This window comes from Tunturibacter empetritectus, assembly GCF_040358985.1.
Lineage (GTDB): Bacteria > Acidobacteriota > Terriglobia > Terriglobales > Acidobacteriaceae > Edaphobacter > Edaphobacter empetritectus.
The window spans coordinates 737,760-759,001 of sequence record NZ_CP132932.1; the positions used below are offsets into that span (position 1 = coordinate 737,760).

Annotated in this window: 26 protein-coding genes; 8 read left to right on the forward strand and 18 right to left on the reverse strand. The window is 58.5% G+C overall.

What is annotated here, in order from left to right; genetic code table 11:
* Positions 1-63 precede the first annotated feature (63 nt).
* Positions 64-1,212 carry a hypothetical protein gene (locus tag RBB75_RS03000; protein ID WP_353069457.1) on the reverse strand — a complete coding sequence of 383 codons (1,149 nt, stop codon included), beginning with the start codon at positions 1,210-1,212 and terminating at the stop codon, positions 64-66.
* A complete protein-coding gene (locus RBB75_RS03005; RefSeq protein WP_353069458.1) occupies positions 1,213-1,704 on the reverse strand; it encodes a winged helix-turn-helix transcriptional regulator in 492 nt (163 codons plus the stop codon).
* 99 nt (positions 1,705-1,803) lie between these two features.
* On the opposite strand from RBB75_RS03005, the gene RBB75_RS03010 reads away from it, so the two are divergent.
* Positions 1,804-2,580 (forward strand): SDR family oxidoreductase, encoded by a 777-nt coding sequence (locus RBB75_RS03010; RefSeq protein ID WP_353069459.1) that lies wholly within the window; start codon positions 1,804-1,806, stop codon positions 2,578-2,580.
* A gap of 52 nt (positions 2,581-2,632) precedes the next feature.
* Here the strand turns inward: RBB75_RS03010 and RBB75_RS03015 are convergent, their stop codons facing one another.
* The 3 genes from RBB75_RS03015 to recO form a co-directional block, all read right to left on the reverse strand.
* Positions 2,633-3,037 (reverse strand): secondary thiamine-phosphate synthase enzyme YjbQ, encoded by a 405-nt coding sequence (locus RBB75_RS03015; protein ID WP_353069460.1) that lies wholly within the window; start codon positions 3,035-3,037, stop codon positions 2,633-2,635.
* A gap of 112 nt (positions 3,038-3,149) precedes the next feature.
* Positions 3,150-4,223, reverse strand: coding sequence for a hypothetical protein (locus RBB75_RS03020; protein WP_353069461.1), 1,074 nt, complete (start codon positions 4,221-4,223; stop codon positions 3,150-3,152).
* A gap of 187 nt (positions 4,224-4,410) precedes the next feature.
* Entirely contained in the window at positions 4,411-5,148 is a 738-nt protein-coding gene (gene recO / locus RBB75_RS03025) for a DNA repair protein RecO (protein WP_179639287.1), read from the reverse strand.
* A gap of 114 nt (positions 5,149-5,262) precedes the next feature.
* On the opposite strand from recO, the gene RBB75_RS03030 reads away from it, so the two are divergent.
* Positions 5,263-5,625, forward strand: a complete 363-nt coding sequence (locus RBB75_RS03030; protein WP_353069462.1) for a hypothetical protein — start codon at positions 5,263-5,265, stop codon at positions 5,623-5,625.
* A gap of 108 nt (positions 5,626-5,733) precedes the next feature.
* Here RBB75_RS03030 and RBB75_RS03035 read toward each other — a convergent pair whose 3' ends face one another.
* The 3 genes from RBB75_RS03035 to RBB75_RS03045 all read right to left on the reverse strand — a co-directional run bounded on the left by RBB75_RS03035 (position 5,734) and on the right by RBB75_RS03045 (position 7,474).
* A complete protein-coding gene (locus RBB75_RS03035) occupies positions 5,734-5,994 on the reverse strand; it encodes a 4Fe-4S dicluster domain-containing protein (RefSeq protein WP_158943206.1) in 261 nt (86 codons plus the stop codon).
* Positions 5,995-6,153: 159 nt separating this feature from the next.
* Entirely contained in the window at positions 6,154-6,597 is a 444-nt protein-coding gene (locus RBB75_RS03040; RefSeq protein ID WP_353069463.1) for an NUDIX domain-containing protein, read from the reverse strand.
* 1 nt (position 6,598) lies between these two features.
* Positions 6,599-7,474: an inositol monophosphatase family protein gene (locus tag RBB75_RS03045; RefSeq protein WP_373563224.1), complete on the reverse strand. Its 876-nt coding sequence runs from the start codon at positions 7,472-7,474 to the stop codon at positions 6,599-6,601.
* A gap of 118 nt (positions 7,475-7,592) precedes the next feature.
* On the opposite strand from RBB75_RS03045, the gene RBB75_RS03050 reads away from it, so the two are divergent.
* Complete coding sequence (locus tag RBB75_RS03050; protein WP_179639289.1) at positions 7,593-7,868, forward strand: DUF4242 domain-containing protein; 276 nt, start codon at positions 7,593-7,595, stop codon at positions 7,866-7,868.
* Positions 7,869-7,871: 3 nt separating this feature from the next.
* Here RBB75_RS03050 and RBB75_RS03055 read toward each other — a convergent pair whose 3' ends face one another.
* The 4 genes from RBB75_RS03055 to RBB75_RS03070 all read right to left on the reverse strand — a co-directional run bounded on the left by RBB75_RS03055 (position 7,872) and on the right by RBB75_RS03070 (position 10,906).
* Positions 7,872-8,930 (reverse strand): VWA domain-containing protein, encoded by a 1,059-nt coding sequence (locus RBB75_RS03055; protein ID WP_353069464.1) that lies wholly within the window; start codon positions 8,928-8,930, stop codon positions 7,872-7,874.
* A complete protein-coding gene (locus RBB75_RS03060; protein WP_353069465.1) occupies positions 8,927-9,670 on the reverse strand; it encodes a molybdenum cofactor biosynthesis protein MoaE in 744 nt (247 codons plus the stop codon). Before RBB75_RS03060 ends, RBB75_RS03055 begins: the two co-directional genes overlap by 4 nt.
* Positions 9,671-9,898: 228 nt before the next feature.
* Positions 9,899-10,156 carry a MoaD/ThiS family protein gene (locus tag RBB75_RS03065; RefSeq protein WP_353069466.1) on the reverse strand — a complete coding sequence of 86 codons (258 nt, stop codon included), beginning with the start codon at positions 10,154-10,156 and terminating at the stop codon, positions 9,899-9,901.
* A gap of 102 nt (positions 10,157-10,258) precedes the next feature.
* A complete protein-coding gene (locus RBB75_RS03070) occupies positions 10,259-10,906 on the reverse strand; it encodes an HD domain-containing protein (protein WP_353069467.1) in 648 nt (215 codons plus the stop codon).
* A 123-nt stretch (positions 10,907-11,029) separates the two neighbouring features.
* Here RBB75_RS03070 and RBB75_RS03075 point away from each other — a divergent pair, with 123 nt between their 5' ends.
* The gene (locus tag RBB75_RS03075) at positions 11,030-12,010 is read left to right on the forward strand and encodes a GlxA family transcriptional regulator (protein ID WP_353069468.1); all 981 of its coding nucleotides are present in this window, start codon (positions 11,030-11,032) and stop codon (positions 12,008-12,010) included.
* 346 nt (positions 12,011-12,356) lie between these two features.
* Here RBB75_RS03075 and RBB75_RS03080 read toward each other — a convergent pair whose 3' ends face one another.
* A complete protein-coding gene (locus tag RBB75_RS03080) occupies positions 12,357-12,776 on the reverse strand; it encodes a DUF6321 domain-containing protein (protein ID WP_353069469.1) in 420 nt (139 codons plus the stop codon).
* Positions 12,777-13,042: 266 nt separating this feature from the next.
* Here RBB75_RS03080 and RBB75_RS03085 point away from each other — a divergent pair, with 266 nt between their 5' ends.
* On the forward strand, positions 13,043-13,963 hold the full coding sequence (locus RBB75_RS03085) for a GGDEF domain-containing protein (RefSeq protein ID WP_353069470.1): 921 nt from the start codon (positions 13,043-13,045) through the stop codon (positions 13,961-13,963).
* A gap of 202 nt (positions 13,964-14,165) precedes the next feature.
* Here RBB75_RS03085 and RBB75_RS03090 read toward each other — a convergent pair whose 3' ends face one another.
* Together RBB75_RS03090 and RBB75_RS03095 are read right to left on the reverse strand one after the other, a co-directional pair.
* Positions 14,166-14,624, reverse strand: a complete 459-nt coding sequence (locus RBB75_RS03090; protein ID WP_353069471.1) for a DUF1772 domain-containing protein — start codon at positions 14,622-14,624, stop codon at positions 14,166-14,168.
* A gap of 112 nt (positions 14,625-14,736) precedes the next feature.
* Complete coding sequence (locus tag RBB75_RS03095; protein ID WP_353069472.1) at positions 14,737-15,117, reverse strand: DUF4267 domain-containing protein; 381 nt, start codon at positions 15,115-15,117, stop codon at positions 14,737-14,739.
* A gap of 110 nt (positions 15,118-15,227) precedes the next feature.
* On the opposite strand from RBB75_RS03095, the gene RBB75_RS03100 reads away from it, so the two are divergent.
* Positions 15,228-15,818, forward strand: coding sequence for a TetR/AcrR family transcriptional regulator (locus RBB75_RS03100; protein ID WP_353069473.1), 591 nt, complete (start codon positions 15,228-15,230; stop codon positions 15,816-15,818).
* A 245-nt stretch (positions 15,819-16,063) separates the two neighbouring features.
* Here RBB75_RS03100 and RBB75_RS03105 read toward each other — a convergent pair whose 3' ends face one another.
* The 3 genes from RBB75_RS03105 to pheA form a co-directional block, all read right to left on the reverse strand.
* Positions 16,064-16,612, reverse strand: a complete 549-nt coding sequence (locus RBB75_RS03105) for a DUF488 domain-containing protein (protein WP_353069474.1) — start codon at positions 16,610-16,612, stop codon at positions 16,064-16,066.
* A gap of 251 nt (positions 16,613-16,863) precedes the next feature.
* On the reverse strand, positions 16,864-19,314 hold the full coding sequence (lon, locus tag RBB75_RS03110; RefSeq protein WP_179639297.1) for an endopeptidase La: 2,451 nt from the start codon (positions 19,312-19,314) through the stop codon (positions 16,864-16,866).
* A 355-nt stretch (positions 19,315-19,669) separates the two neighbouring features.
* On the reverse strand, positions 19,670-20,524 hold the full coding sequence (gene pheA, locus RBB75_RS03115) for a prephenate dehydratase (protein WP_257031135.1): 855 nt from the start codon (positions 20,522-20,524) through the stop codon (positions 19,670-19,672).
* A 134-nt stretch (positions 20,525-20,658) separates the two neighbouring features.
* Here pheA and RBB75_RS03120 point away from each other — a divergent pair, with 134 nt between their 5' ends.
* Positions 20,659-20,808 (forward strand): lmo0937 family membrane protein, encoded by a 150-nt coding sequence (locus RBB75_RS03120; protein ID WP_121472057.1) that lies wholly within the window; start codon positions 20,659-20,661, stop codon positions 20,806-20,808.
* A 61-nt stretch (positions 20,809-20,869) separates the two neighbouring features.
* The gene (locus tag RBB75_RS03125) at positions 20,870-21,205 is read left to right on the forward strand and encodes a CsbD family protein (protein WP_353069475.1); all 336 of its coding nucleotides are present in this window, start codon (positions 20,870-20,872) and stop codon (positions 21,203-21,205) included.
* The last annotated feature ends 37 nt before the right edge of the window (positions 21,206-21,242 follow it).

A 21,242-nucleotide genomic window follows, 5' to 3' on the forward strand; every position in this document is an offset into this window, starting at 1 on the left:
CAATCCCGCACTCCTTGAAAAGAGTGCGGGATTTTTCGCGTCTCTTCACCCGGAAAACCCCTACTACTGCGGCGTCAAAATATGACGCGTCCCCTCTTCCGGAGCCGAGGTGCTATTCGGGCGCACCGTCGTCGGATCGCTCAGCACCTTTGCATCCTGCAGCGGAACCGCAATCCCCGTCGACCGAATAAACGCCCTGCTCTTATCGATAGTCACCATAAGCTGGTGCTGTCCTCGGGTCGAGTTGTACGGCCGTGGAAACTCCACAATATAGCGTCCGCGAACCATCGCCACAAACCCCTTCAACCTTGATTCAACATCGCCTCTGTTCGCCGAAAACACCAACCCGCCACTCAGCTCACAGATCGCATCAAACGGATCCTCCAGCGCGTTGCCCACCCCTGATGCGCCAACTGCAAGCCACGGCACATACGTCATTCCAAATACAGCAACCGCGCTGCCCTGCGCAAACACCCTCACCTCGTTCCATCGATTTCTACTTCCTTTGTCCTTCCCATCTGTCACCGCAAGAATCACCCGCCGGCCAGGGAGCGTAGACAGCTGGTTGGTAACGAAAGCCAGCGCATCCCAAAGCTGCACCTGCTCCTCGCACTTCGAGCTGTCCTTCGCGTGTCTCCGGTCAACCCACGACTGCAGCGCCTCATGCACCAGCCTCCTCAAATGCGTCGCATCCGCCGGCATGTCATTTGCATACCGTGTAAACGCGCAATCCATCCCGTAGACCGACACATGATCCTGGGCACGCAGAGACAACGGCGCAAGCTCCGCAATCGCGTTCTCAAGCTTCGACGACAACTCCGCCTCCTGCCCGCTCATGTCCAGCAGAATCGCAAGCGAGATCGGATCATCGCCCTCCAGCCGAACATGCGAGGCGCGAAACGGCGGCCCTCCATCAAAGCCCACCTGAAACCTGTTCGGCGCAATCGCTGCCGTCTTCTTCCGATCCTCCCCCAGCACCAGCACCGGGATCTGGATCGTATTCGCATAAACATGCAGCGTCGTAACATCCGCATCCTGCGCCCGCGCCATCACGCCCCGCCCCCACGCTGCCACACCCAGGGCAAACAGAAAGGTCCACACCCAAACCTCCGCAACCCGGCCCACCGCACCACACCCAAACGCGAACCCTGACGCGAAACCGCTCATCTTCGCCATCGCAGCAGTATGCCAGAACTCAGCTACCACCAGCATCTACCCTTCCGTAGAGTCCCGCCTCTTCACCGCATCTCTCTCAAACGCAACGCGCGCCCTCTCAATCTCCTCCCCATGCGTCTCCGCCCAGACCCACACCCCGCAAAACGCCTCGCTCAGACTCGAACCCAGCGCCGTCAACTCATACTCCACCCGCGGCGGAATCACCGGATGCACCGTCCGCCTCACCAGCCCGTCCCGCTCCATCTGCCGCACCGTCTTGGTCAGCATCTTCTGGCTCACGCCCCCCACCCGCTCCCCCAGCCGGGTAAACCGTACAACACCATGCTCCTCCAGCACCTCTAACACCAGCATGGTCCACTTATCCGCCACCCGCGCAATAATCTCCCGAACCAGCGCCTCGACCTTCGGATCGTTCTCCACCACATCCCTCGGCCTTCCCTTCGCAACAACCTTCTTCGCAGCCCTCTCAGACACATGCTTCGCCGCCTTCTTCCCCGCGCTCCGAGCCACAATGCCTTTTTTGCCCATAAATTCATCACTCTCTTTTAGGTCAGTATAGGTTTTTTAGGTGCCTACTTTCCAAGATATACAACCGATCCTACTATCAACTTAGGAGAAATCACCACCATGATCACCACTGGAAATACCATCCTCATCACCGGCGGCGGCTCCGGTATCGGCCGCGGTCTCGCCGAAGCCTTCCACAAGCTCGGCAACCACGTCATCATCGCCGGCCGCCGCAAACAAGTCCTCGACGAGACCGTCGCCGCCAACCCCGGCATCTCCTCCGCGGTCCTCGACATCGAAGACGCCGCCAGCATCCGCGCCTTCGCCGCCAAGCTCATCGCCGGCTTTCCCGCCCTCAACGCCGTCATCCACAACGCCGGCATCTCGCGCACCGAGGACCTCCTCGCCCAACCAGAAGATCTCGCCGACGCCGAGGCCATGATCACCACCAATCTCCTCGGCCCCATCCGCCTCAATGCCGCTCTGCTGCCTCACCTCCAAAAGCAGCCCCACGCCGCAGTCCTCACTGTTACCTCCGGCCTCGCCTTCCTTCCCCTGGCAATGGCGCCCACCTACAACGCCACCAAGGCCGCCCTTCACTCCTACACCGAGTCCCTGCGCTATCAACTCAAATCCACCAACGTTCAGGTCATCGAAATCATCCCGCCCTACGTTCAGACCGAACTCTCGGGCGCCCATCAAGCCTCAGACCCCCGCGCCATGCCCCTCGCCGACTACATCAACGAGACCATCGAAATCCTTAAAACCCAACCCGACGCCACCGAGATCCTCGTCGAACGAGTCAAACCCCTCCGCTTCGCCGAACAAAACGGCCCGGAAAAATACACCGCCTTCTTCACCCAGTTCAACGACGCCATGTCCGCCGGACCCCAGTAAGAGAGCAGTCACCCGATGGTTTCGCAGCATCATCATGTGAAAGAGAAGCGGACTACTCCCCAATCAGGTGCAACACAATCTCCCGTCTATGAGGGCGGACTCGATGCTCAAAAAGGTAGATACCCTGCCAGGTTCCCAGCGCCAGCCCGCCCTTTATCACCGGTATCGAGAGCTGCACCTGAGTTAGTGCCGTCTTCAGATGCGCAGGCATATCGTCTGACCCTTCGGAGTGATGCCTATACGGCCCACCCTCAGGCGCAAGTCGATCGAAGTAAGCTTCGATATCGCTGCGAACAGTAGGATCAGCATTCTCCTGGATCAAAAGCGAGGCTGACGTATGTTTGCAGAAGATGGTCAGAAGGCCAGTCTGCATTCTCTGCTGCCTTACCCATTCCCCAATAGCCGACGTAACCTCATAAAGCCTTTGCCCACGCGTCAAAATTTCAAGATGATGCACTGATTGCTTCAATATTTCTCGCCTCTTGTTGTCGCCAGAAAGTGTCCAGGTTATACGAAAGATTAGATGCTGGGCATTCGCCGCGCGCAGCTAACGATAACCTCGCACCCAATCAGAGAACCGGAAACCGCATCATGACAAACCCAACAACATATCCCAGCAGTGCCACCGCTCCACCAAGCCGCAGGCTCGTCCGCCAGTCCAACTGCTTCCCCAGCGCAGTCAGCGAATAAACACTTACCGGCCCCAGAGTGCATAGCAGCACCGCCACATACGGCGTCGGCACACACGCACGATACAGCACATACGCCAACGCCACATCGAGCGCCATCGGAACCGGCAACAACGTACCTAGAATCGCCACCAGCACAACCCCGCCCACCGAAACCGGAACATGCGTCCCATACACTGGAATCAACTCAGCAGCCAGCGCCCCAAACAATGCAGCCAGTAGCATCCACGGCAAAGTCAGCACAGTCAGTCGCAGCAAATTCCGCAAGTACGTTCGGCAAAGCGCAACCAACCGAGAACCCAGTCCCTCCGCCTCCAACGAAACACCAAGACTCCGCACCACCACTTCGTTCTCCCGAACCAGCAGCGGCAGACCAATCAGCAACAACGCCGGCACCAGCACACGTATCGCCGCCAGCGGCAGCGGAAACAAGACAAACGCCATCGCCACCACAACAGGATTGAAGCTCGGCGAACTGATCAATGCAGCTACGGTCAGGCGAGTACTGGCCCCACTCGCCAGCAAGCTCTGCGCCACCGGCGTCGCGCAGTTCGTACACACTCCCATCGGAGCGCCGGCCACCGCGCCACACAACACATTCCCCGCAGCCGAAGAAAATCGTCTAGGCGCTCCAACCCCCGCCAGCAGCGTCATCATTGCAGCGCCAAACGGCAGCGCAAAGTACATCCCAAACCGATTCGTATAGAGCCAGTTCACGCTCGTCCGCAGAACCCTGGTCGGCGCCGGCATCGTCGGCGTCACCTTCAACAGCGTATCGAACGAGATCGGTCCCGCCACCTTGATCGCCGTTCCCGCATGCAGCTTCTTCAACAACGCAGGATAACGCTGCTGACTCCAGAACGTCAGCAATACGCCAACAGCAATCAACGCAGCCAGCGACACCTCAAGCGAACGGCGAGACGAAGTCGAAACCGAAACCCTTGTTGTGCTCATAAGAAGGGCAAGTCTACCCAACGCCGCCCGCCGTTGAACATCCACCATAAGGTTGACTAGCCGGCCTCTGCTACATCTTGATCTCCGAGACCTTGACGCTCATCAAAGGCCGGGTGCCGGGTGCGCCATATCTCGATTCTGAGATATGGGCATTCGCGCCGCGCGCGAACCGCTCTCCTCTATCGCCCTAAGCTCTCCCCAGCGCCCTCGCACTCACCAGCCTCCGCTCCAGATGCCGCTCCAGCGTCTCCACCGCAAACCTCCGCAGATCCGCCGCCCGCCCCTTGGGCCAATCCTCCTTTGCCAACTCCCCCACCGTCCCGCGAAACATCCGCACCGCCTCCCCCACCGAAGCCGCCGCCAGCCCCACACTCCCCGGCCGCCGATCATCCTCGCAAGTCACCCCGTCACTAGTACCCGAATACCAAACCGTCCCTCCACGCAGGTCCAGGCCACAAACAACGCAGTGCCCCAGCTCCGGCATCCACCCCATCAACCGGCTCATCCACAGCGAAAAGTAAGTCACCGGCATCCACACCCTCCCCACCTGTATCTGGTCGAGCACCGCCAGCACCAGCCGAAACACCGCATCCTCAGGAGCCTGCTCCGGCAGCGCCTCCTCCACCACCTCCGCCACAAACTGCAGCGCCGCCGTCCGCGCATAGTCAATCGGCCGCGAGAGCGGCGAACTCAAAATCTCAAACGCATCCAGCCGCACCAGCTCCTGCTTCGGCCTCTCCGCATACGTCGCCCGCACATAGGTCATCGGCTCCAGCGCCCCGCCAAACCGCCGCCGCGACCGCATCGCATGACGAGCCACCCCCTTCACCCGCCCCTGCTCCCGCGTAAACAGGCTCACCAGCAGGTCCGCCTCCTGAAACGGCCACACACGCAACACGATCGCCTCTCCCTGCCGCTCAATCATCCCAACCAGACTAATCCACCGCGAATTAGAAGACGAAAACGGGCACCTCTGGTATAGGATTGCGTTCGGCGAGCAAACCCTTCTCCCCGCCAATAACTCTTCTGGAGGATAAGCGTGAACAAAACACAACGATTCTTTGTCGCAGCAGCAATGTCAGTCTCCCTCATCGCAATGGCAGAAGAACCTGGCTCAACCGTCAAAGTCACCGGCTGGGTCATCGACTCAGCATGTGCATTTACCAAAGGCCTCAGCAAACCCATCGGAGTAGCCTGCGCAAAAGCCTGCGCCAAAAACGGCTCCCCTCTCGTCATTCTGCAGGACGACGGAACCATCTATCTGCCGATCGACAGCGCAACACCCTCAGCATCACAGAACGCAAAACTAATGCCCTACGCCGGAGAGCACGTCACCATCACCGGAAAGGACTACGCAAGAAACGGCTCGCACGGCATCGTCATCGACACCATCTCAAGATGAACGGGCAACCTGATCTCAACTGAACCGAGCCAGCGGAAACGAGCCAGTACGCAAAAAGAGACGCGCACCTCATAGGCCACGCGTCTCTTTTGAAATCCCTAAACGAATCTACCGCCCGAAGTGAGCCGCATTCTTCGTCTGATACTCCGCCCACTTCTCCGGCAGGTCATCCCCCGCATAGATCGCCGACACCGGGCAAACCGGCACGCACGCGCCGCAATCAATGCACTCCACCGGATCGATAAACAGCTGCACCGCGTCGCTATACCCGTTTTCATCCTTCTTCGGATGGATACAGTCCACCGGGCAGGCATCCACGCAAGCCGAATCCTTCGTCCCGATGCACGGTTCCGCAATCACATAAGCCATCTCAAAAATCTCCCTTAGTTACGTGTAAAACCCACGTCTAAATTCACCGTCTAAATCCGCCGCGCAAATTAAGCTCGTGCCTAGATTCTAGCAGCACATCCGCTCTCATCTGCAACTCGCTCTTCAATGCACCAGAGGCCGCTTCAGCCCCTGTTTCGCTCACTTCAAGCCGTTCTGCTCCCGCATCCGCCCCGCCAGATTCTCCGGAAAGATTCTCTCCCGCGACCCCGCAATCTCACCCTCGCTCCACCAGCGAATCTCACGCATAATCTCCCTCTCATCCACCGTAACTCCCATCAGACGAGGCTCCTCCCGCCGACACCTCGCCCTGAACAGAAAATCCGTATTGTCCTGCATCTCCCCCTGATGCAGAAACTGATTCCTGTCGCAGTACACCGGCCCCGACATCACAAGCTCCAGCCCAGTCTCCTCCCTCACCTCACGCGCTGCCGCCGCAGCCTCCGTCTCTCCCGCCTCAATCTCTCCACCCGGCAGAGCCCAGAAGACAAACTCCCCCTCCTCCCGCGGCACCACAAATCGAATCAGCAAAACATCTCCCGCCTCATCAAACAGCATCACCCGCGCCGTTCGTCTCTTCCGCACCCTACTTCGCAGCCATCCGCTTCGCCGCAAACTCCGCCGCCGAAGGAATCGCCGTCAACTCTCTTCCCGCAAACATCTCCGTAAACAGATGCACCATCTCGTTCTTAATCAACCCATTCGTCACCAGAGTCTCGCGACTATCCAACGTAAACTTTCCCCCATCGAAGTGAGTCGCCGAGCCCCCAGCCTCCTCCACCAGCAGAAATCCAGCCGACGTATCCCACGGATTCAGATTGAACTCCCAGAACCCATCCAGCCGCCCGCAAGCCACATACGCCATATCCAACGCCGCACTCCCTGCCCTCCTCACCCCATGCGACCGCAGCGTGATCTCGTTATAGAAGTGAATGTTCGGGCTCTCATGCCGCTTCTTACTCGGAAACCCCGTAGCCGTCAGCGACTCCTGCATCAAAGCGATCTTCGACACATGGATCTTTCTCCCATTCAGCCACGCGCCCTTTCCCCTCTCCGCAGAAAACATCTCATCGCGCAGCGGGTCGTAGATCACCCCGGCCACCATCTCTCCATCCTGATCCGCAGCCAGCCCAGCCGAGCGCCTCTCCAAACCCAGCACTACGCAGAACGCCGGAAACCCATGCGCAAAGTTCGTCGTCCCATCCAGCGGATCCACATACCACCGAAACTCGCTATCCAATCCACTCCGCGTCCCCTCCTCGCCATACACCCCATGCGCAGGAAACGCCGCCTTCAGCTTCTCCACAATCAACTGCTCGCTCGCACGATCGGCCTCCGTCACCAGGTCCACATCGCCCTTGTACTCCGTCGTCACCCCCTTCGTGTAAAACCCCCGCAGCAACGCCCCCGCCTGCCGCGCAATACCCTCAGCAATATGCGCAAACTCAAACTTCTTCATCATGAACCTCCCATCGACCGCAGCCGTCTCCAGTGCTATCGTTGTCCACCAGAGTATGTCCACCAGACTATCCTGTGCCCGTCCGGCCCCGCTCGAAACTCCATCTCTCCCGAGGTCAGCCATGCCAAAATTTCTTATCGAACGCGATATCCCCGACACCGGCCACCTCACGCGCGAACAACTCGTCGCCATCTCCGAAAGCTCCTGCCGCACCCTCCGCGGCATCGACCCCGAAGTGCAGTGGCTCACCTCCTTCGTCACCGCCGACAAGATCTTCTGCATCTACATCGCACCCGACGAAGAGGTCATCCGCCGCCACGCCTTCGAGGGCGGCTTTCCCGCCAACGCCATCACCCTCATCCACTCCACCATCGACCCCACCTACGCCGACGCCTGATCTCTATCGCGCATCCGCGTAGTATCCCGTTCGATACCGCAGATCATACTTCGCCTTTAGCTCCGCATCCGTCATCCTTACCTTGATCTGCCGAAACGAACTATCCGCCCCCCGCCGCGGCGCATAATACCCCAGCAGATACTGCGTCCGCAGGTCATCCGACACATGCGCAAACGCCGGCTCCAGATCCTTCGGGTCCACCACGTAGTAGTACTTCCCACCCGTATCCTCGGCCAGTTGAATCAGCGCATGCTCCCCGCCCGTATTCCTGCCCGCATCCGCATAGATCGGCACAATAATGATCGAGTACACCATCGCCCCCGCCCTCTGCGCCTCCTCTAGCGCCTGCGTATAGCGCGCCCCTTTCACCGTATCGCCGCCATCGGTGATCAGCACAATCACCCGCCTTCGCCCATTCGCAGCCGAGGTCCCCGCCAGCCTATCCGACGCCAGATAGATCGCGTCATACAACGCCGTAGCGTCTCCATGCTGAATCGCATTCAACCCGCTCTCAATCCGCTTCGGCTGATTCGTAAACGGCACAAGCTCCCGCACCACATCCGAGAACTCCATCAGGTCCAGCTCATCCTGCTCCCGCAGCAACGCTCGCACAAAGTGCTTCGCCGCCTCCTTCTCCAGCCGCTCACTGGTCATCACGCTCTCACTCGCATCAATGGCAAGCACGATCGACAGCGGCGTCGTAGCCTCTTTCTCAAATACAGCGATCTTCTGCAGCTTCCCATCCTCAAGAATCTGGAAGTCCTCCCGCTCCAGCCCACCCACCGGCGAACCCTTCGCATCCACCACGTTCAACGCCACATTCACCAGCCGCGTCTCCACCCTGATCGTAGGAAATCCGCCCTCAGGAGTCCCCGCAGAACCATTCGCCTTGCCACCCGTCTGAGTCTGAGTCGCCACCGCAGGCGGTGTCTGCACATCCTCCGGATCCTTAGGCGCCTGCGCCCCCACCGTCGCAGGAGGCTGCCTCACCACCGGAGCCTGCGACAACAGATCCCCCCGCACCAGCACGAGCCCAAGCAGTGCCCCAACCAGCACTCTCACCGTGCGCCTCCACCCTCGACCTTCGCCACAGAACCGGGTGCCCGATACATCGCTTCTGATATATCGGCATCGTCCGAAGAAGCATGACCGCCGGGTCCCGCCGTCTCGCTGACTCCCTGACTCGCTAACCCACCGGGTGCCCCATCCTTTCGCGGTTTCATCGCGATAGGGTGGGGTATTCGCGCCGGTAGGCGCGAACCGCTCTCCTCCCCAAGCCCATCCGCCCCGCCCAAAACCAACGCCTCGGAAGCGCCCTCCGTCTCGCTAACTGGCTGACTCGCCAACCCGCCAACCCGCTGCTCCTCAGGGAACGGCTCCCCATCCGCCCACACCGCCCCATCCACAAACTGTTCCTTCTTCCAGATCGGCACCGTCTTCTTCAACGTATCGATCAGCCACCGGCAAGCCTCAAACGCCGCACCCCGATGCGCCGAAGCCACCACAATCAGCACACTGGTCTCCCCTACATAAAGCCGCCCCAGACGATGCACCAGCGCCACATCCCGTACGCCAAACAGCTCCACCGCCTCGCCCGCCAACCCGCGCATCTTCTCCAGCGCCATCTCCCGATAAGCCTCATAGTCGAGATACAGCGTCTTCCGTCCCCGCGTATTATCCCGCACAATCCCGTCAAACACGCACACCGCGCCGTCCGCAGCAGCTTTGATCTCCGCCGCAATCTCCGCCGACGCAATCACCTCATCTGTAATCTCAACCCGCATCCCATACCTCAAACCCATACTCAACCTTTGTCATTCTGAGCGGAGCGAAGAACCTCCGCATTTTGCTTTTGCCTTTGCTTTTGCCTTTGCCTTTGCCTCTACCTCTACCTCTACCTCTACCTCTAAACAAATCAACTAAAAATCGTCATCTCGACGAAGCTGCTCACGGTCTCATCGTGAGCAGCGTAGTGGAGAGACCCTCGCATTTGTTCTTATTTTTGCCGCTGCTCTTGATTTTTCCTTTGCTCATCGCTGTCGTCTTCCAACTCCCCCACTCACCGGCGGCAACAAAGCCACCTCGTCGCCATCCTTCAACACATCGACACCTTGCGCATACTCCTGATTCACCGCCACAGCCATCGAATCCCAAACTCCCGCAGCGCCCACAGCCCGTCCCCGGCAACCCGCAATCAGATCCGCCACCGAGGCCCCATCCGTCAGCTCCAAATCCTCACCACTCCTGCCGAAGACATCCTTCAGCACTCCAAAATAAAGAACTCGCACCCGCATATCCCATCAGAATACGCGAGCACGAGTCTTTGACGTCCATACAACTTCAACATCACTCCTAAAGGGAGCAACGCCGCCTTCTGACCATCAAACCCTTCAGCGAACCGAGTCCGGAAACGGAGAGTTCGCAATCAGATCGCAGAAGTTCGGGCTCTTGTACCCCGGAATAAACCGCTCGCAAACATCCGCCTTCACCGTCCCCCAGGTCGTCCCCGGCTTATTCTCAAACCCGCCAAAGAATGCCTTCACGATCCCCTCCTTAAAGTTCTCCCGAGGATACTCCGCCACAATCGCCTCACGAACATCCGTCGGAAAAATCTCAAACCCCTCCCCCAGCACATCCAGCCCCACGCCTGAAAACAGCAGCGCCACCTCCGACTTCATATACTGCGTCACCCCCGGAGTCGTATGCAGCGCAATCGCCGTCCACGCCGTCATCACCTCTTCCTCCGCCACGTTATGCGCAGTCAAAAACTGTCGCACCGCATTCGCCCCATCCACCTCAAAACGCTCCGTCTCGCTGATGTACCTCTTCACCAGCCCAAGATCATGGAACGCCGCACTCACATACAACAGCTCAGGATCGAACCGCAGCTTCTTCTGCCGCCCCAGCTCCGCAGCAAACAAATACACCCGGTTCGAATGGTTGAACAACAGATCCGTACCCTGCTCCCGCAGGATTTCGGTAGCCTCTTTGGCAAGCTTGGAATCAGGAATAGCGGTAGCAGAAATCGTAAGACTCATGGCACTCTCCTTTGGCACAACTTACTGACATCCCCATCCTGCGCCGCCCCCGCCCGCACCGCCACGACACAGATACAGCAAATTCGGACATCCCCTCCGCCCCAATCACGTACCCTGAAAACCATGCGAAAGATCGTCATCACCGGCCCTCCCCCCGTGCAGATCCTCGACATCGCCGGCCCCCTCGAGGTCTTTGCCAACGCCGTCTTCGCCAACGCCGTCCCCGCCAACGCCCCCGGCTACGAGATCACACTCGCCACACCCGACGCCACCACCGTCCTCCAGACCAACCGAGGCTTCGCCCTCACCAACGCCGTCCCCCTCGCCGAAGTCACCGGCCCAATCGACACCCTCCTCGTCACCGGCGGCCCCGGAGCCGAATCCGGCACCTACGATCCCGTTTACGTCGCCTGGATCGCCCAAGCCGCCACCCGCTCCCGCCGCGTCGCCTCCATCTGCACCGGAGCCTTCCTCCTCGCCGCCGCCGGCCTCCTCGACAACCGCCAGGCCGTCACCCACTGGGACTTCTGCGACCGCCTCGCCCGCGAGTTCCCCGCCGTCCAAGTCAAGCCCGACCCCATCTACCTCCGCGACGGTTCAATCTACACCTCCGCCGGCATCACCGCCGGCATGGACCTTGCCCTAGCACTCGTAGAAGAAGACCACGGCCACGCCGCCGCCCTCGCCATCGCGCGCAAGTTAGTCATGTTCCTCGTCCGCCCCGGAGGCCAGGCCCAGTACAGCCACATGCTCTCCCACCAGGCCGTCACCTCGCAGCCCCTACGCGAGCTACAGGTCTGGATGCTCGAACATCTCCGCGAACCCCTCACCGTCGACCGCCTCGCCGAGCGCATTGGCGTCAGCCCCCGCCACTTCACCCGCATCTGCCTTCGCGAAACCAGCGTGAACCCCGGCCAGTTCGTCGATCGCATGCGCGTCGAAGCCGCCCAGCAGATGATCGACAGCTCGAACATGGGCCTCAAAGAGATCGCCGCCGCCACCGGCTTCAGCACTGCAGACGCCATGCGCCGCACCTTCTCCCGCATCCTCGGCATCACCCCCGCCGAATACATCCACCGCTTCAAACGCCCCACCCAGTCCTAGCTGGATACAGATGGGCATAGATGGGCACACCAGCAACACCCTTGATAAATCCCGAGAATCGGGTACCGATATCTGAGCTCCGAAAGGACCGGGTGCCCCATCCTTTCGCGGTCGTATCGCGATAGGGTGGGTTATTCGCGCTGGCAGGCGCGAACCGCTCTCCTTCCCACCTCACAGAAATCCTCACCCCCAACGGCACCAGGCGCATATCTCGACCCTAAGATTGCCCTCGTACGAACAACCTCCGCCTCAAAACTCCGTCGGCGCATGACACTTCTCCAACAGCCGGGTACCCCATATCTCGATTTTGAGATGTGGGCCTCATGCGAAGACATGACCGCTTTCTCTAAGACTCCTTCGCCGCACGATACTTCTCCAACAGCTTCCTCCCCTTCGCCGCTAATTTCTTCGCCGCAGCCTCCGTCTTCGGAATCGGCTCACCCCACGCATGCGCACTCAGTGCCAACCGCGTCGGTTCTCCATCCTTCACCATCGGCCCGCGCGGATGCGTAAAGTGCCGCGTCAAAAACGATCCCTTCCTCCGCATCTTCTCCGGAGTATCCGCCTCCCCCTTCACTCCCGGCTTCAGATTCGCACCCTCCGTCTTCTTATAAAACTCCCGCCCCGCCGCCGTCAGCCCGCCCTTCGGATCCTTCCCCTTCGCAGGCATCGACTTCGCCGCGCTCTTCGTTGCAGACTTCGCCGCGCTCTTCGTTCCTGGCCTCTTCACCACACTCTTCGCACTTGGCTTTTTCACATTTGGCATCGCAAACCCTCTTCTACTTGAGAATCAATCCACCCCCAACAGGTTTCTTCGGCACTCACCGAAGTTCGACCACAAACACCATCGCACCACAAATTGCACCATCCACGGTTCCAAATTAAAGACCGCCAAACTACTGCAACCTATCGGCAACTTCCATAACCGCTGCGATGGCATCACTTGCACCCTAGCCACCCCAGATAAGCTGGCTCCGACCAACATCCACGCTCCTTTTGGCATCCAACCTTCATCAGTCGTCGCACCATCCCATGACCATTCCAGCTATCCCAAATCTAGTAATTCAACTCATCCTCGCTACCTCAGTTGTCTTATTCCTCTCCTCACTCCTCCCCATCCGCCGGATCTGCGCCATGCTGCCTCGCGGCCGTGCCCGCTCCACCTGGCGCATCATGGGAGCACTTCTCACCCTCGCCGCCGTCGGCGTCGCCATCTTCCTCCGCATCAACACCACCGACGGTCCAGACAACTACGAAGACTGGATCGTCAGCCTCGTCTTCCTGGCCGCATCCATCTTCGTCTTTACCGTATCCACCCTCGCCCTCCACACCGCCAGAGACCTCTCCAAGATCGTCGACCTCGAACGCGCCGCCATCATCGACCCCGTCACCGAACTCTTCAACCGCCGTCACATCATGGCCCTTCTCGACGCCCAGTGCCAGCACTCCTCGAAGCACAACTCCCCCTTCTCCATCCTCCTCATCGACGTCGACAACTTCAAAGCCATCAACGACACCTTCGGCCATCGCACCGGAGACACCGTACTCAAAGAGCTCGGCCGCGTCATCTCCCACATCATCCCCGAATCCAGAGCCATCGGACGTTACGGCGGCGAGGAGTTCCTCGTCATCCTTCCCCAATCCGCCTCCAGCCAGGCATGGCGCATCGCCGAAGAGCTTCGAAAAGCCGTCCAGGCCACCAAAATTGCCAGTCAGAGAACGCTCATCGACTCCCCCACCATCAGCATCGGCATCGCTACTGCCTTCGGATGGAAGGAGACCTCTGAAGACCTCATCGAGATCGCCGACGAAGCCCTCTACTCCGCCAAAGCTGCCGGACGCAACTGCATCTGCCACGCCTTCGAATCCTCAGGAAGACAACTCTCGTCCAGATTCACCACCGTCCCCGCAACCCACATCCTGGTGGACGAGACGCTGGAGCCGCAACCTTGACCCAGCAAGATTCCTATATACGATAGGCGTGTGCCCCGTTGGGAACACGCGATAGTCTGGCATTGATAAGCGGCAGTGTGATGTCGCTCTGGCATCGATCATGTCTGCCAACGCAACGCCCACCTCTTCGCGTCAGAAGAGTGCTCGGGCCCCGGCCAAGCAGGCAGACCCATCGCCTCGCTGCGGGGGGGGCCAAAGAGGACTACTTGCTAACGAATCCCCAGATCAGAAACGCGAAAGCTATCGTGAGGAGTACAACACGCCAGCGGTGATGCATATCCCATCTGCGCCGATACGTCTTCCAATCGGGAGGAGGAGTGGACTTCTCCCACGATTTAATACGGTTGTTGACCGGCACGAGGGCGATAAGCGTATAGACAATCGCGACGATCCACAAAACGGCCGATGTAGCGAACCAGATCGGTAAGCGGCCAGATTGATGCCATCGGATAACAACCTCGGCTAACGTAAGCAAAAGCGTAAGGTTGTACCAAAACGGCATGACCGTCCCCAGCACACGAGCGATGGCGCTTGCGGCTGGCAGATGGGCGTCATCCGGAAGTCTATCGAGCGTTGGATGAATAAGCGCGGCGATGGCCAGTTCACATCCAACCATCAATCCCGCGACGATAATTGCAACGACACTTAGGACTTCCATCATGAACTCCTCCATCTACTGGTTGTTCAACCAACTCACGGTCGACAAGAACGGTTAAAGGCATCTCTCTCAAGTGGCTGGATCTAAAGTGGCTGGATCTCAAGTGGCATCTCTCTCAAGTGACATGAATCAGTACGATGCCGACGACCAGCATCACCACGCAGGTCAAGCCATGAACTGAAAACGCCTTCGACTTCGACCCGCCCGACCCCAGAACGTTTGACATGTCGCCAAAAGGGACGATGGCTTCAACGAGTAGAACTATGCCTACCGTCCGCGTGTCCGTGGTCAGCATCAAGGTCAGCACAACCAATCCGGATGCGACGTCTCGAACTCCTTTAAGACGCAGCCAGGCACGAGTGTCAGCATCGGGTGCAGGCGGCTTAAGACCAAAGGACCCTATCATTCGTTCAGGAGAGACAAGGTAGAAACAACCGATAACAAGGATCGCCACAGCCATGAGAGCAGCGAGAGAAAGCGGGATAGCGTTATGCATAAAATGTCTCCTTACTATAAAATCTAGCAACGCTATATAAGATGTGAAAAGCTAGGAAAAGTTTCACTATCCGCTAAGTGTTGATTCTAGCGGCGCTATACTTCCTATCAATGGCAATGCCCCTGGCAGCGAACCGAATTGCGGAACGAAAACTGCGTGACCGGCAGGCCCGACGGGCACAGATTATTAGTGCCGCGCGACAAATAGCGGAGCTTGAAGGTTGGTCCAACGTAACCGTTCGGCGGCTATCCGACGAAATCTCATACAGCCAACCCGTCTTGTACGCTCATTTTGGAAGCCGCGAAGGGATTCTCGCCGCGGTGGCTATCGAGGGTTTCCAGGAGATGGGCCTGGCTTTGGAGAAGGCACGGAAACGGGTGAAGCGTGGAAGTACAGTCGAATCCGTCGCGGCCGCATATCTGGAGTTCGCCGCGTCTTCACCAGCACTGTATGAAGCGATGTTTTCGCTCAGCCTGAGCGTACCATTCGATGACGCGGCTACTCCTCCGGAGCTGCGATTCGCGTTTTCCCAACTCCTCGAGTTGTTTCAGGGGCAGGGCTCGAAGTCGGAGGTTCTATCGGAGATGTTTTGGGCGAGCCTCCATGGTATCGCCGAGCTGACAAGAACCAGGCGATTGCCGCGCAGCCGTCAGAGAGAGCGCGTGAGGACGCTCGTCGAGCTCTTCACCTTCCCACGATGAAACTGTGGCGATACCGCGCTGGATGGCCTCTTCAAAGGTGGCGTTCTGGCCGGGGTGAGTACGGATGTCGCAAAGTTCAACAATCCTTGAACGCTTTATGCGTCGGTCAAAACCGGCGAGAGATTGTGGAGGAAAGATTCATAGGTCGAACTTAGTGCTTGGCAGGCCCTCTCCCTCCTTACCGGATGGTCAAGCTCACACATCCTCCCAAATTTACTCACGAACAGGACTCGGCGAAACCACCCTCAAAACAAATCGAACGATCCAGACTCAGCCCTGCCCGGATACCACACCCGCACACCCTCCACCCGCGCAAACTCCGTCATTGCGTGCTCCCTCCGCGAACTCCCACCCTCAGCCGTCACAAAGAGATCCTCCACCTCTCCGTCACGAGCCAGCACCGCATCCCCAATCAGAGAACGGTGACACCGCCACGGCACCGCCTCCGCACACATCACCACCGCAGTCTTCAGATCCGGCAGCCCCATCAACCAATCCATCTCCGCGGCAAACTCCGGCGTCTGCATATAGTCCGCATATCCCCGAAAGCTCTCGTTCCGCCACCCCGTATTCACGCTGTCCTTCCTCGCCGCCCTGCGCCCACCCAGTCCCACCCTCCACACCCCGCGAATTCCAACCCCCTCCAGCGACGCAAACAGCCTCTCCTGCCCAAACTGCGGATACCTCTTAGACCCCGGATACCGCCGCACATCCACCAGCGTCGAGCAGTCATTCTCCCTCAGCGCCCGCAGAAACGCCCCCAGCTCCAGCGTCGAGTGCCCAACCGTCATCATCCCAGCCACCGCCTGAAAATAAACCTCAAAAACGTGTCACATTTTTAGACGCTAAAAACATGACGGCTAAAACACCACATCAGCCACGCAAATCACCACAGTCTCACCACAAAAACACCACAGCAAAACACCCATATTTCGCAAAAACCCCCGCAAAAACACCCCTCCACCACCAAACAAAAAATCTCTCCCGCCGAAAAGAAAAAAGGGCGATCCGGCAACCGCCGAACCGCCCTTCGTCCTGATCGAACTTACACCGTAGCGTGAAGAACCTCTTCGCGAACCACCTCATCCTTCACCTTCTCCGCCCGAGTCTTCGGCAGCGCGACGGCCAGGACATCCTCAATCCGCGTAGCGTAGTGCAGCGTAACGCCCTCAATCTGATCCGGCGTTAAGTCCTCATCCACCTGCTGTTTACAGTCCGCCGGCAGAATTACATCCCGCACGCCGGCCCGCTTCGCCGCAAGGAACTTCTCCTTGATCCCGCCAACCGGCAGCACATTGCCGCTCAGCGTAATCTCGCCCGTCATCGCCGTCAGAGGATGCACTGGAGTATCCGTCAACAAGCTGACCAGAGCCGTAGCCATCGTCACGCCGGCCGAAGGACCATCCTTCGGAATCGCTCCCGCAGGCACGTGAATGTGCAGGTCCACATCCTTCGTAAAGTCCTCATCGAGCCCTAACGACGCGGCATTCGAGCGCACCCAGGTCAAAGCAGCCTGCATGCTCTCCTTCATCACATCCCCAATCTGACCGGTGATCGTGAAGCCGCCTTTGCCCTTCATCCGGTTCGCTTCAATGAACAAAACATCGCCGCCCGCCGGTGTCCACGCTAAGCCCACAGCAACCCCAGCACGCTTGGTACGCTCCGCAATCTCGGTATCCACACGCACCTTGATGCCGCCAAGAAACTCGTGCACGACCTCCGGAGTAATCACAACCTTCTCCGTCTGACCCTCCGCGATCTTGCGCGCAACCTTGCGGCACACGGTCCCAATCTGCTGCTCGAGCTTGCGAACACCAGCCTCCCGCGTGTAGTGCCGCGCGATCAGATGCACGCTGTCCTTCGGGAATTCGATGTTCTCTTCCGTAATACCGTTCTCTTTGATCTGCCGCGGAATAAGGTATTTGATGGCGATATTCACCTTCTCCTCTTCCGTATAACCGGTCAGCTCGATGATCTCCATACGATCAAGCAGCGGCCCGGGAATCGTATCCAGCTGATTCGCCGTGCAGATAAACAACACCTTGCTCAGATCAAACGGCTGATCGAGATAGTTGTCGCGGAACGTATTATTCTGCTCCGGATCAAGCGTCTCAAGCAACGCACTCGCAGGATCTCCCCTGAAGTCGCGCCCCAGCTTATCGATCTCATCCAGCATGAACACCGGATCCTTCACCTCAACCCGCTTCAGGTGCTGAATAATCTGCCCCGGCAACGCGCCTATGTATGTCCTCCGATGTCCGCGAATCTCGGCCTCATCATGCATACCGCCCAGCGAGATGCGTGAAAATTTGCGATCCAACGCCTTCGCGATCGAACGTCCCAGCGAAGTCTTACCAACACCCGGAGGCCCAACGAAGCACAGAATCGGCCCCTTCATATCCGGCTTCAAACGCCGCACCGAAAGGTAATCCAGAATGCGATCCTTCACCTTCTTCAAGCCATAGTGATCCTCATCGAGGATCGCCTTCGCCTTCAGAATATCCACCTCGCCCGAAGAGGTCTTCGACCACGGCAGCACCGCCAGCCACTCCACATAGTTCCGCGTCAGGGAGTAGTCCGCCGCCGCAGGATTCATCCGGCTCAACCGGCCCAACTCCTTCAACGCATCCTTCTTCACATCTTCCGGCATCCCGGCGGTCTCAATCTTCTCCTTCAGCTCAGCGATGTCCTTCTGGGTATCATCCTGATCACCCAACTCCTTCTGGATCGCCTTCAACTGCTCGCGCAGGTAGTAATCCCGCTGCGACGACTGCACGGAATCCTGCACCTCGGTCTGGATCTTGTTGCGCAGCTGCTGCACCTCAAGCTCCTTCGCCAGGTGCTTGTTGATCCGCTCCAGACGCGCCGAAACATCTGGCGTCTCCAGTAGCTCCTGCTTGTCAGTCGTCGTCAAAAACGGAAGCGAGGAGGCGATAAAGTCCGCCAGCCTCCCGGGTTCGTCGATGTTGATCGCAATCGTCTGCAGATCGTCGCTCAAGGTAGGCGACGAGGTCACAATCTGCTGGAACTGGCTGACCACATTCCGTTGCAGCGCCTCGGCCTCTGGCGTCTGCTGTGGATCCACGTCCGGAATGGCCTCATATTCGGCCGTCATAAAGGGCGCCAGCTGCGCAAACTCGCCAAGATGTACCCGCTCATTGCCCTCGGTGAACACAAACAGACTTTGGTTCGGCATCTTGACGACCTTGTGCACCGTCGCTCTGGTACCAGTCGCAAACAGATCTGCAGCCTGCGGAGCGTCCTGCCGCGCATCCCGCTGCGCCACCACAAGAATGGTCTTCTCCTCGCCCAGCGACTGAATCAGCTGGATCGAGCTATCCCGCCCCACCGTCAACGGAAGCACCGCGTGAGGAAACAGGACAGTATCCCGAACCGGCAACACCGGAACAGGCCGTTTCCCTATCACCTCAGCACCCGACCCCTCGCTGGTTTTGGTCGCGGTCGGTTGAATCACACTTACAAAGTCGCTTGGCATTGAGTGTACCTCTATCAGATTATCCACTATTCGATGCAGCAAGTCTTCATCTGGTCGCAAACTATGCCCCTCTCTCCGGAAAACGTGCGTCTCCACATTCCGTCATCGGCCATAACCCCATTCGCATCAGTGAGTAACTTCCTAAAAGAGGGATTTCAAGATTGCTCTTCCAAATAAGAGCCCAGTCGTCAGATCCTCGCCAAATCACCCCACGACATCAATCTCGACCCAAAGAAGGACGGGATAATCAAGCCGTCGTTTGACCGCCCACAGTACTGGGCATACTACGCCTCAGACCCGCCACTTTGCCACCGGCCAAGGCAAGCCCAATATAACGTCCGGGACAGCGGGACCGCTAAGCCGCCCAATATCGACCCAGCACCTTCACCATCCGGCAGTGTTCCCGTAACGCACTCAACGCAGCCTCAGCCTTCTCCGCCGAATCGAACCGCACATCGACGTAGAAGACATACTCCCACGGGCTACCCGGAACCGGTCTGGACTCGATCTTGGTTAGGTCCACCCCGGCGTCCGCCAGTCTCTGCAACGCCGCCACCAGCGTTCCCGGTCGATGTTCGATGGCAAACGCCAGGCTCATCTTGTTCCCGTCCTTTGCCGGCTCCTCGACCGACGCACCGTCGCGCTTCACCAGGTGAAACCTCGTGTAGTTCTCAGCATGGTCTTCAATGCCCGCCACCATTACCTCTGCGCCATACTCCGTTGCCGCAAGCGCAGGAGCGATCCCTGCAACATCCCGCAGACCCTCTCCCATGAGTCGCTTCACGCTCCCCGCCGTGTCGTAGAAAGGGACCACCTCCCACTCCGGATGCGAAGCCAGAAATCTCCGGCACTGCGACAACGCGACCGGATGCGACATCACTCTCCTGATCTCCTGTAACTTCACTCCCGGCATCGCAATCACATTGTGTCGAATCCTCATCAAACTCTCGCGCTCAATATGCACCGGAAGATCCAGTAGCAGATCGTAATGTTCCGCAACCGATCCGTGCAGACTGTTCTCAATGGGCAGCACCGCCGCATCGACCCCACCCGCGAGAACCTTCGCCAGCACCTGGGCCGATACCGTACAAGCAACAATCTCTAACTTCTCGCGACTGCCCAGCATCTCGACAGTTGCCATGTGGCTATTCGAGCCCAACTCTCCTTGAATCGCCACCTTCAATCCAGATACCCCGCACATTTCGTTCATGTTTGGTTCATATTTTATTCCCTCTGGCAACCCACTCGCCTAACCGGGCAACTTACCACAGGACGGGCCTGAATCTTTGAATGCCATCACGGCGAACCGGGAAGTGAAGCCGGCAATCGTCTTAGGAGAACCAAATGCTTTGGACAATCACAATTATTCTCTTCATCCTGTGGATTGTGGGACTTGTTAGCAGCTACACCCTCGGTGGATGGATTCATATCCTTCTGGTTCTGGCCATCATCGTGCTCATCTTCAACCTGCTGTCTGGCAGACGAGCCCTATAACCACTCTCGAAGTTAAGAAGTTAAACCGCAGCCCTCTCGCTCTATACGCAAGGAGTCAACTATGAACACCGAAAAAGCAGCAGGTAAATTCGATCAGGTAGCCGGCAAGATCAAGCAGAGCGTAGGCGAAGCCGTCGGTAATCAAAAGCTAGCCAACTCGGGCGTAGCCGATCAAGTCAAGGGTGCCGCCAAGGAGACCTGGGGCAACGCTAAAGATGCCGCGGAGGTCGCAAAGGATGATGCCCGCGCTCGTACTGACGTCAAAGGCGAAGACTACAAAGCCCACGCAGAAGACACCGCTCACAACATGCGCGAGAAGATTGCAAACACTGCACAGAATGTTAAGGACAGCGTGAACGAGAAGCTGGATAACTTCAAACGAGAGCACAACAGCTAGCCAGGCGAATCCCTCTTGAAAGGTCCGCCATTGTGCG

Bases quoted from the DNA above. Each gene is read 5' to 3' on its own strand.
- RBB75_RS03000 (WP_353069457.1), bottom strand. From the start codon at position 1,212: ATGCTGGTGGTAGCTGAGTTCTGGCATACTGCTGCGATGGCGAAGATG.
- RBB75_RS03005 (WP_353069458.1), bottom strand. From the start codon at position 1,704: ATGGGCAAAAAAGGCATTGTGGCTCGGAGCGCGGGGAAGAAGGCGGCG.
- RBB75_RS03010 (WP_353069459.1), top strand. From the start codon at position 1,804: ATGATCACCACTGGAAATACCATCCTCATCACCGGCGGCGGCTCCGGT.
- RBB75_RS03020 (WP_353069461.1), bottom strand. From the start codon at position 4,223: ATGAGCACAACAAGGGTTTCGGTTTCGACTTCGTCTCGCCGTTCGCTT.
- recO (WP_179639287.1), bottom strand. From the start codon at position 5,148: ATGATTGAGCGGCAGGGAGAGGCGATCGTGTTGCGTGTGTGGCCGTTT.
- RBB75_RS03035 (WP_158943206.1), bottom strand. From the start codon at position 5,994: ATGGCTTATGTGATTGCGGAACCGTGCATCGGGACGAAGGATTCGGCT.
- RBB75_RS03045 (WP_373563224.1), bottom strand. From the start codon at position 7,474: ATGATGAAGAAGTTTGAGTTTGCGCATATTGCTGAGGGTATTGCGCGG.
- RBB75_RS03050 (WP_179639289.1), top strand. From the start codon at position 7,593: ATGCCAAAATTTCTTATCGAACGCGATATCCCCGACACCGGCCACCTC.
- RBB75_RS03060 (WP_353069465.1), bottom strand. From the start codon at position 9,670: ATGGGTTTGAGGTATGGGATGCGGGTTGAGATTACAGATGAGGTGATT.
- RBB75_RS03070 (WP_353069467.1), bottom strand. From the start codon at position 10,906: ATGAGTCTTACGATTTCTGCTACCGCTATTCCTGATTCCAAGCTTGCC.
- RBB75_RS03075 (WP_353069468.1), top strand. From the start codon at position 11,030: ATGCGAAAGATCGTCATCACCGGCCCTCCCCCCGTGCAGATCCTCGAC.
- RBB75_RS03080 (WP_353069469.1), bottom strand. From the start codon at position 12,776: ATGCCAAATGTGAAAAAGCCAAGTGCGAAGAGTGTGGTGAAGAGGCCA.
- RBB75_RS03085 (WP_353069470.1), top strand. From the start codon at position 13,043: ATGACCATTCCAGCTATCCCAAATCTAGTAATTCAACTCATCCTCGCT.
- RBB75_RS03090 (WP_353069471.1), bottom strand. From the start codon at position 14,624: ATGATGGAAGTCCTAAGTGTCGTTGCAATTATCGTCGCGGGATTGATG.
- RBB75_RS03095 (WP_353069472.1), bottom strand. From the start codon at position 15,117: ATGCATAACGCTATCCCGCTTTCTCTCGCTGCTCTCATGGCTGTGGCG.
- RBB75_RS03100 (WP_353069473.1), top strand. From the start codon at position 15,228: ATGGCAATGCCCCTGGCAGCGAACCGAATTGCGGAACGAAAACTGCGT.
- RBB75_RS03105 (WP_353069474.1), bottom strand. From the start codon at position 16,612: ATGATGACGGTTGGGCACTCGACGCTGGAGCTGGGGGCGTTTCTGCGG.
- lon (WP_179639297.1), bottom strand. From the start codon at position 19,314: ATGCCAAGCGACTTTGTAAGTGTGATTCAACCGACCGCGACCAAAACC.
- pheA (WP_257031135.1), bottom strand. From the start codon at position 20,524: ATGAACGAAATGTGCGGGGTATCTGGATTGAAGGTGGCGATTCAAGGA.
- RBB75_RS03120 (WP_121472057.1), top strand. From the start codon at position 20,659: ATGCTTTGGACAATCACAATTATTCTCTTCATCCTGTGGATTGTGGGA.
- RBB75_RS03125 (WP_353069475.1), top strand. From the start codon at position 20,870: ATGAACACCGAAAAAGCAGCAGGTAAATTCGATCAGGTAGCCGGCAAG.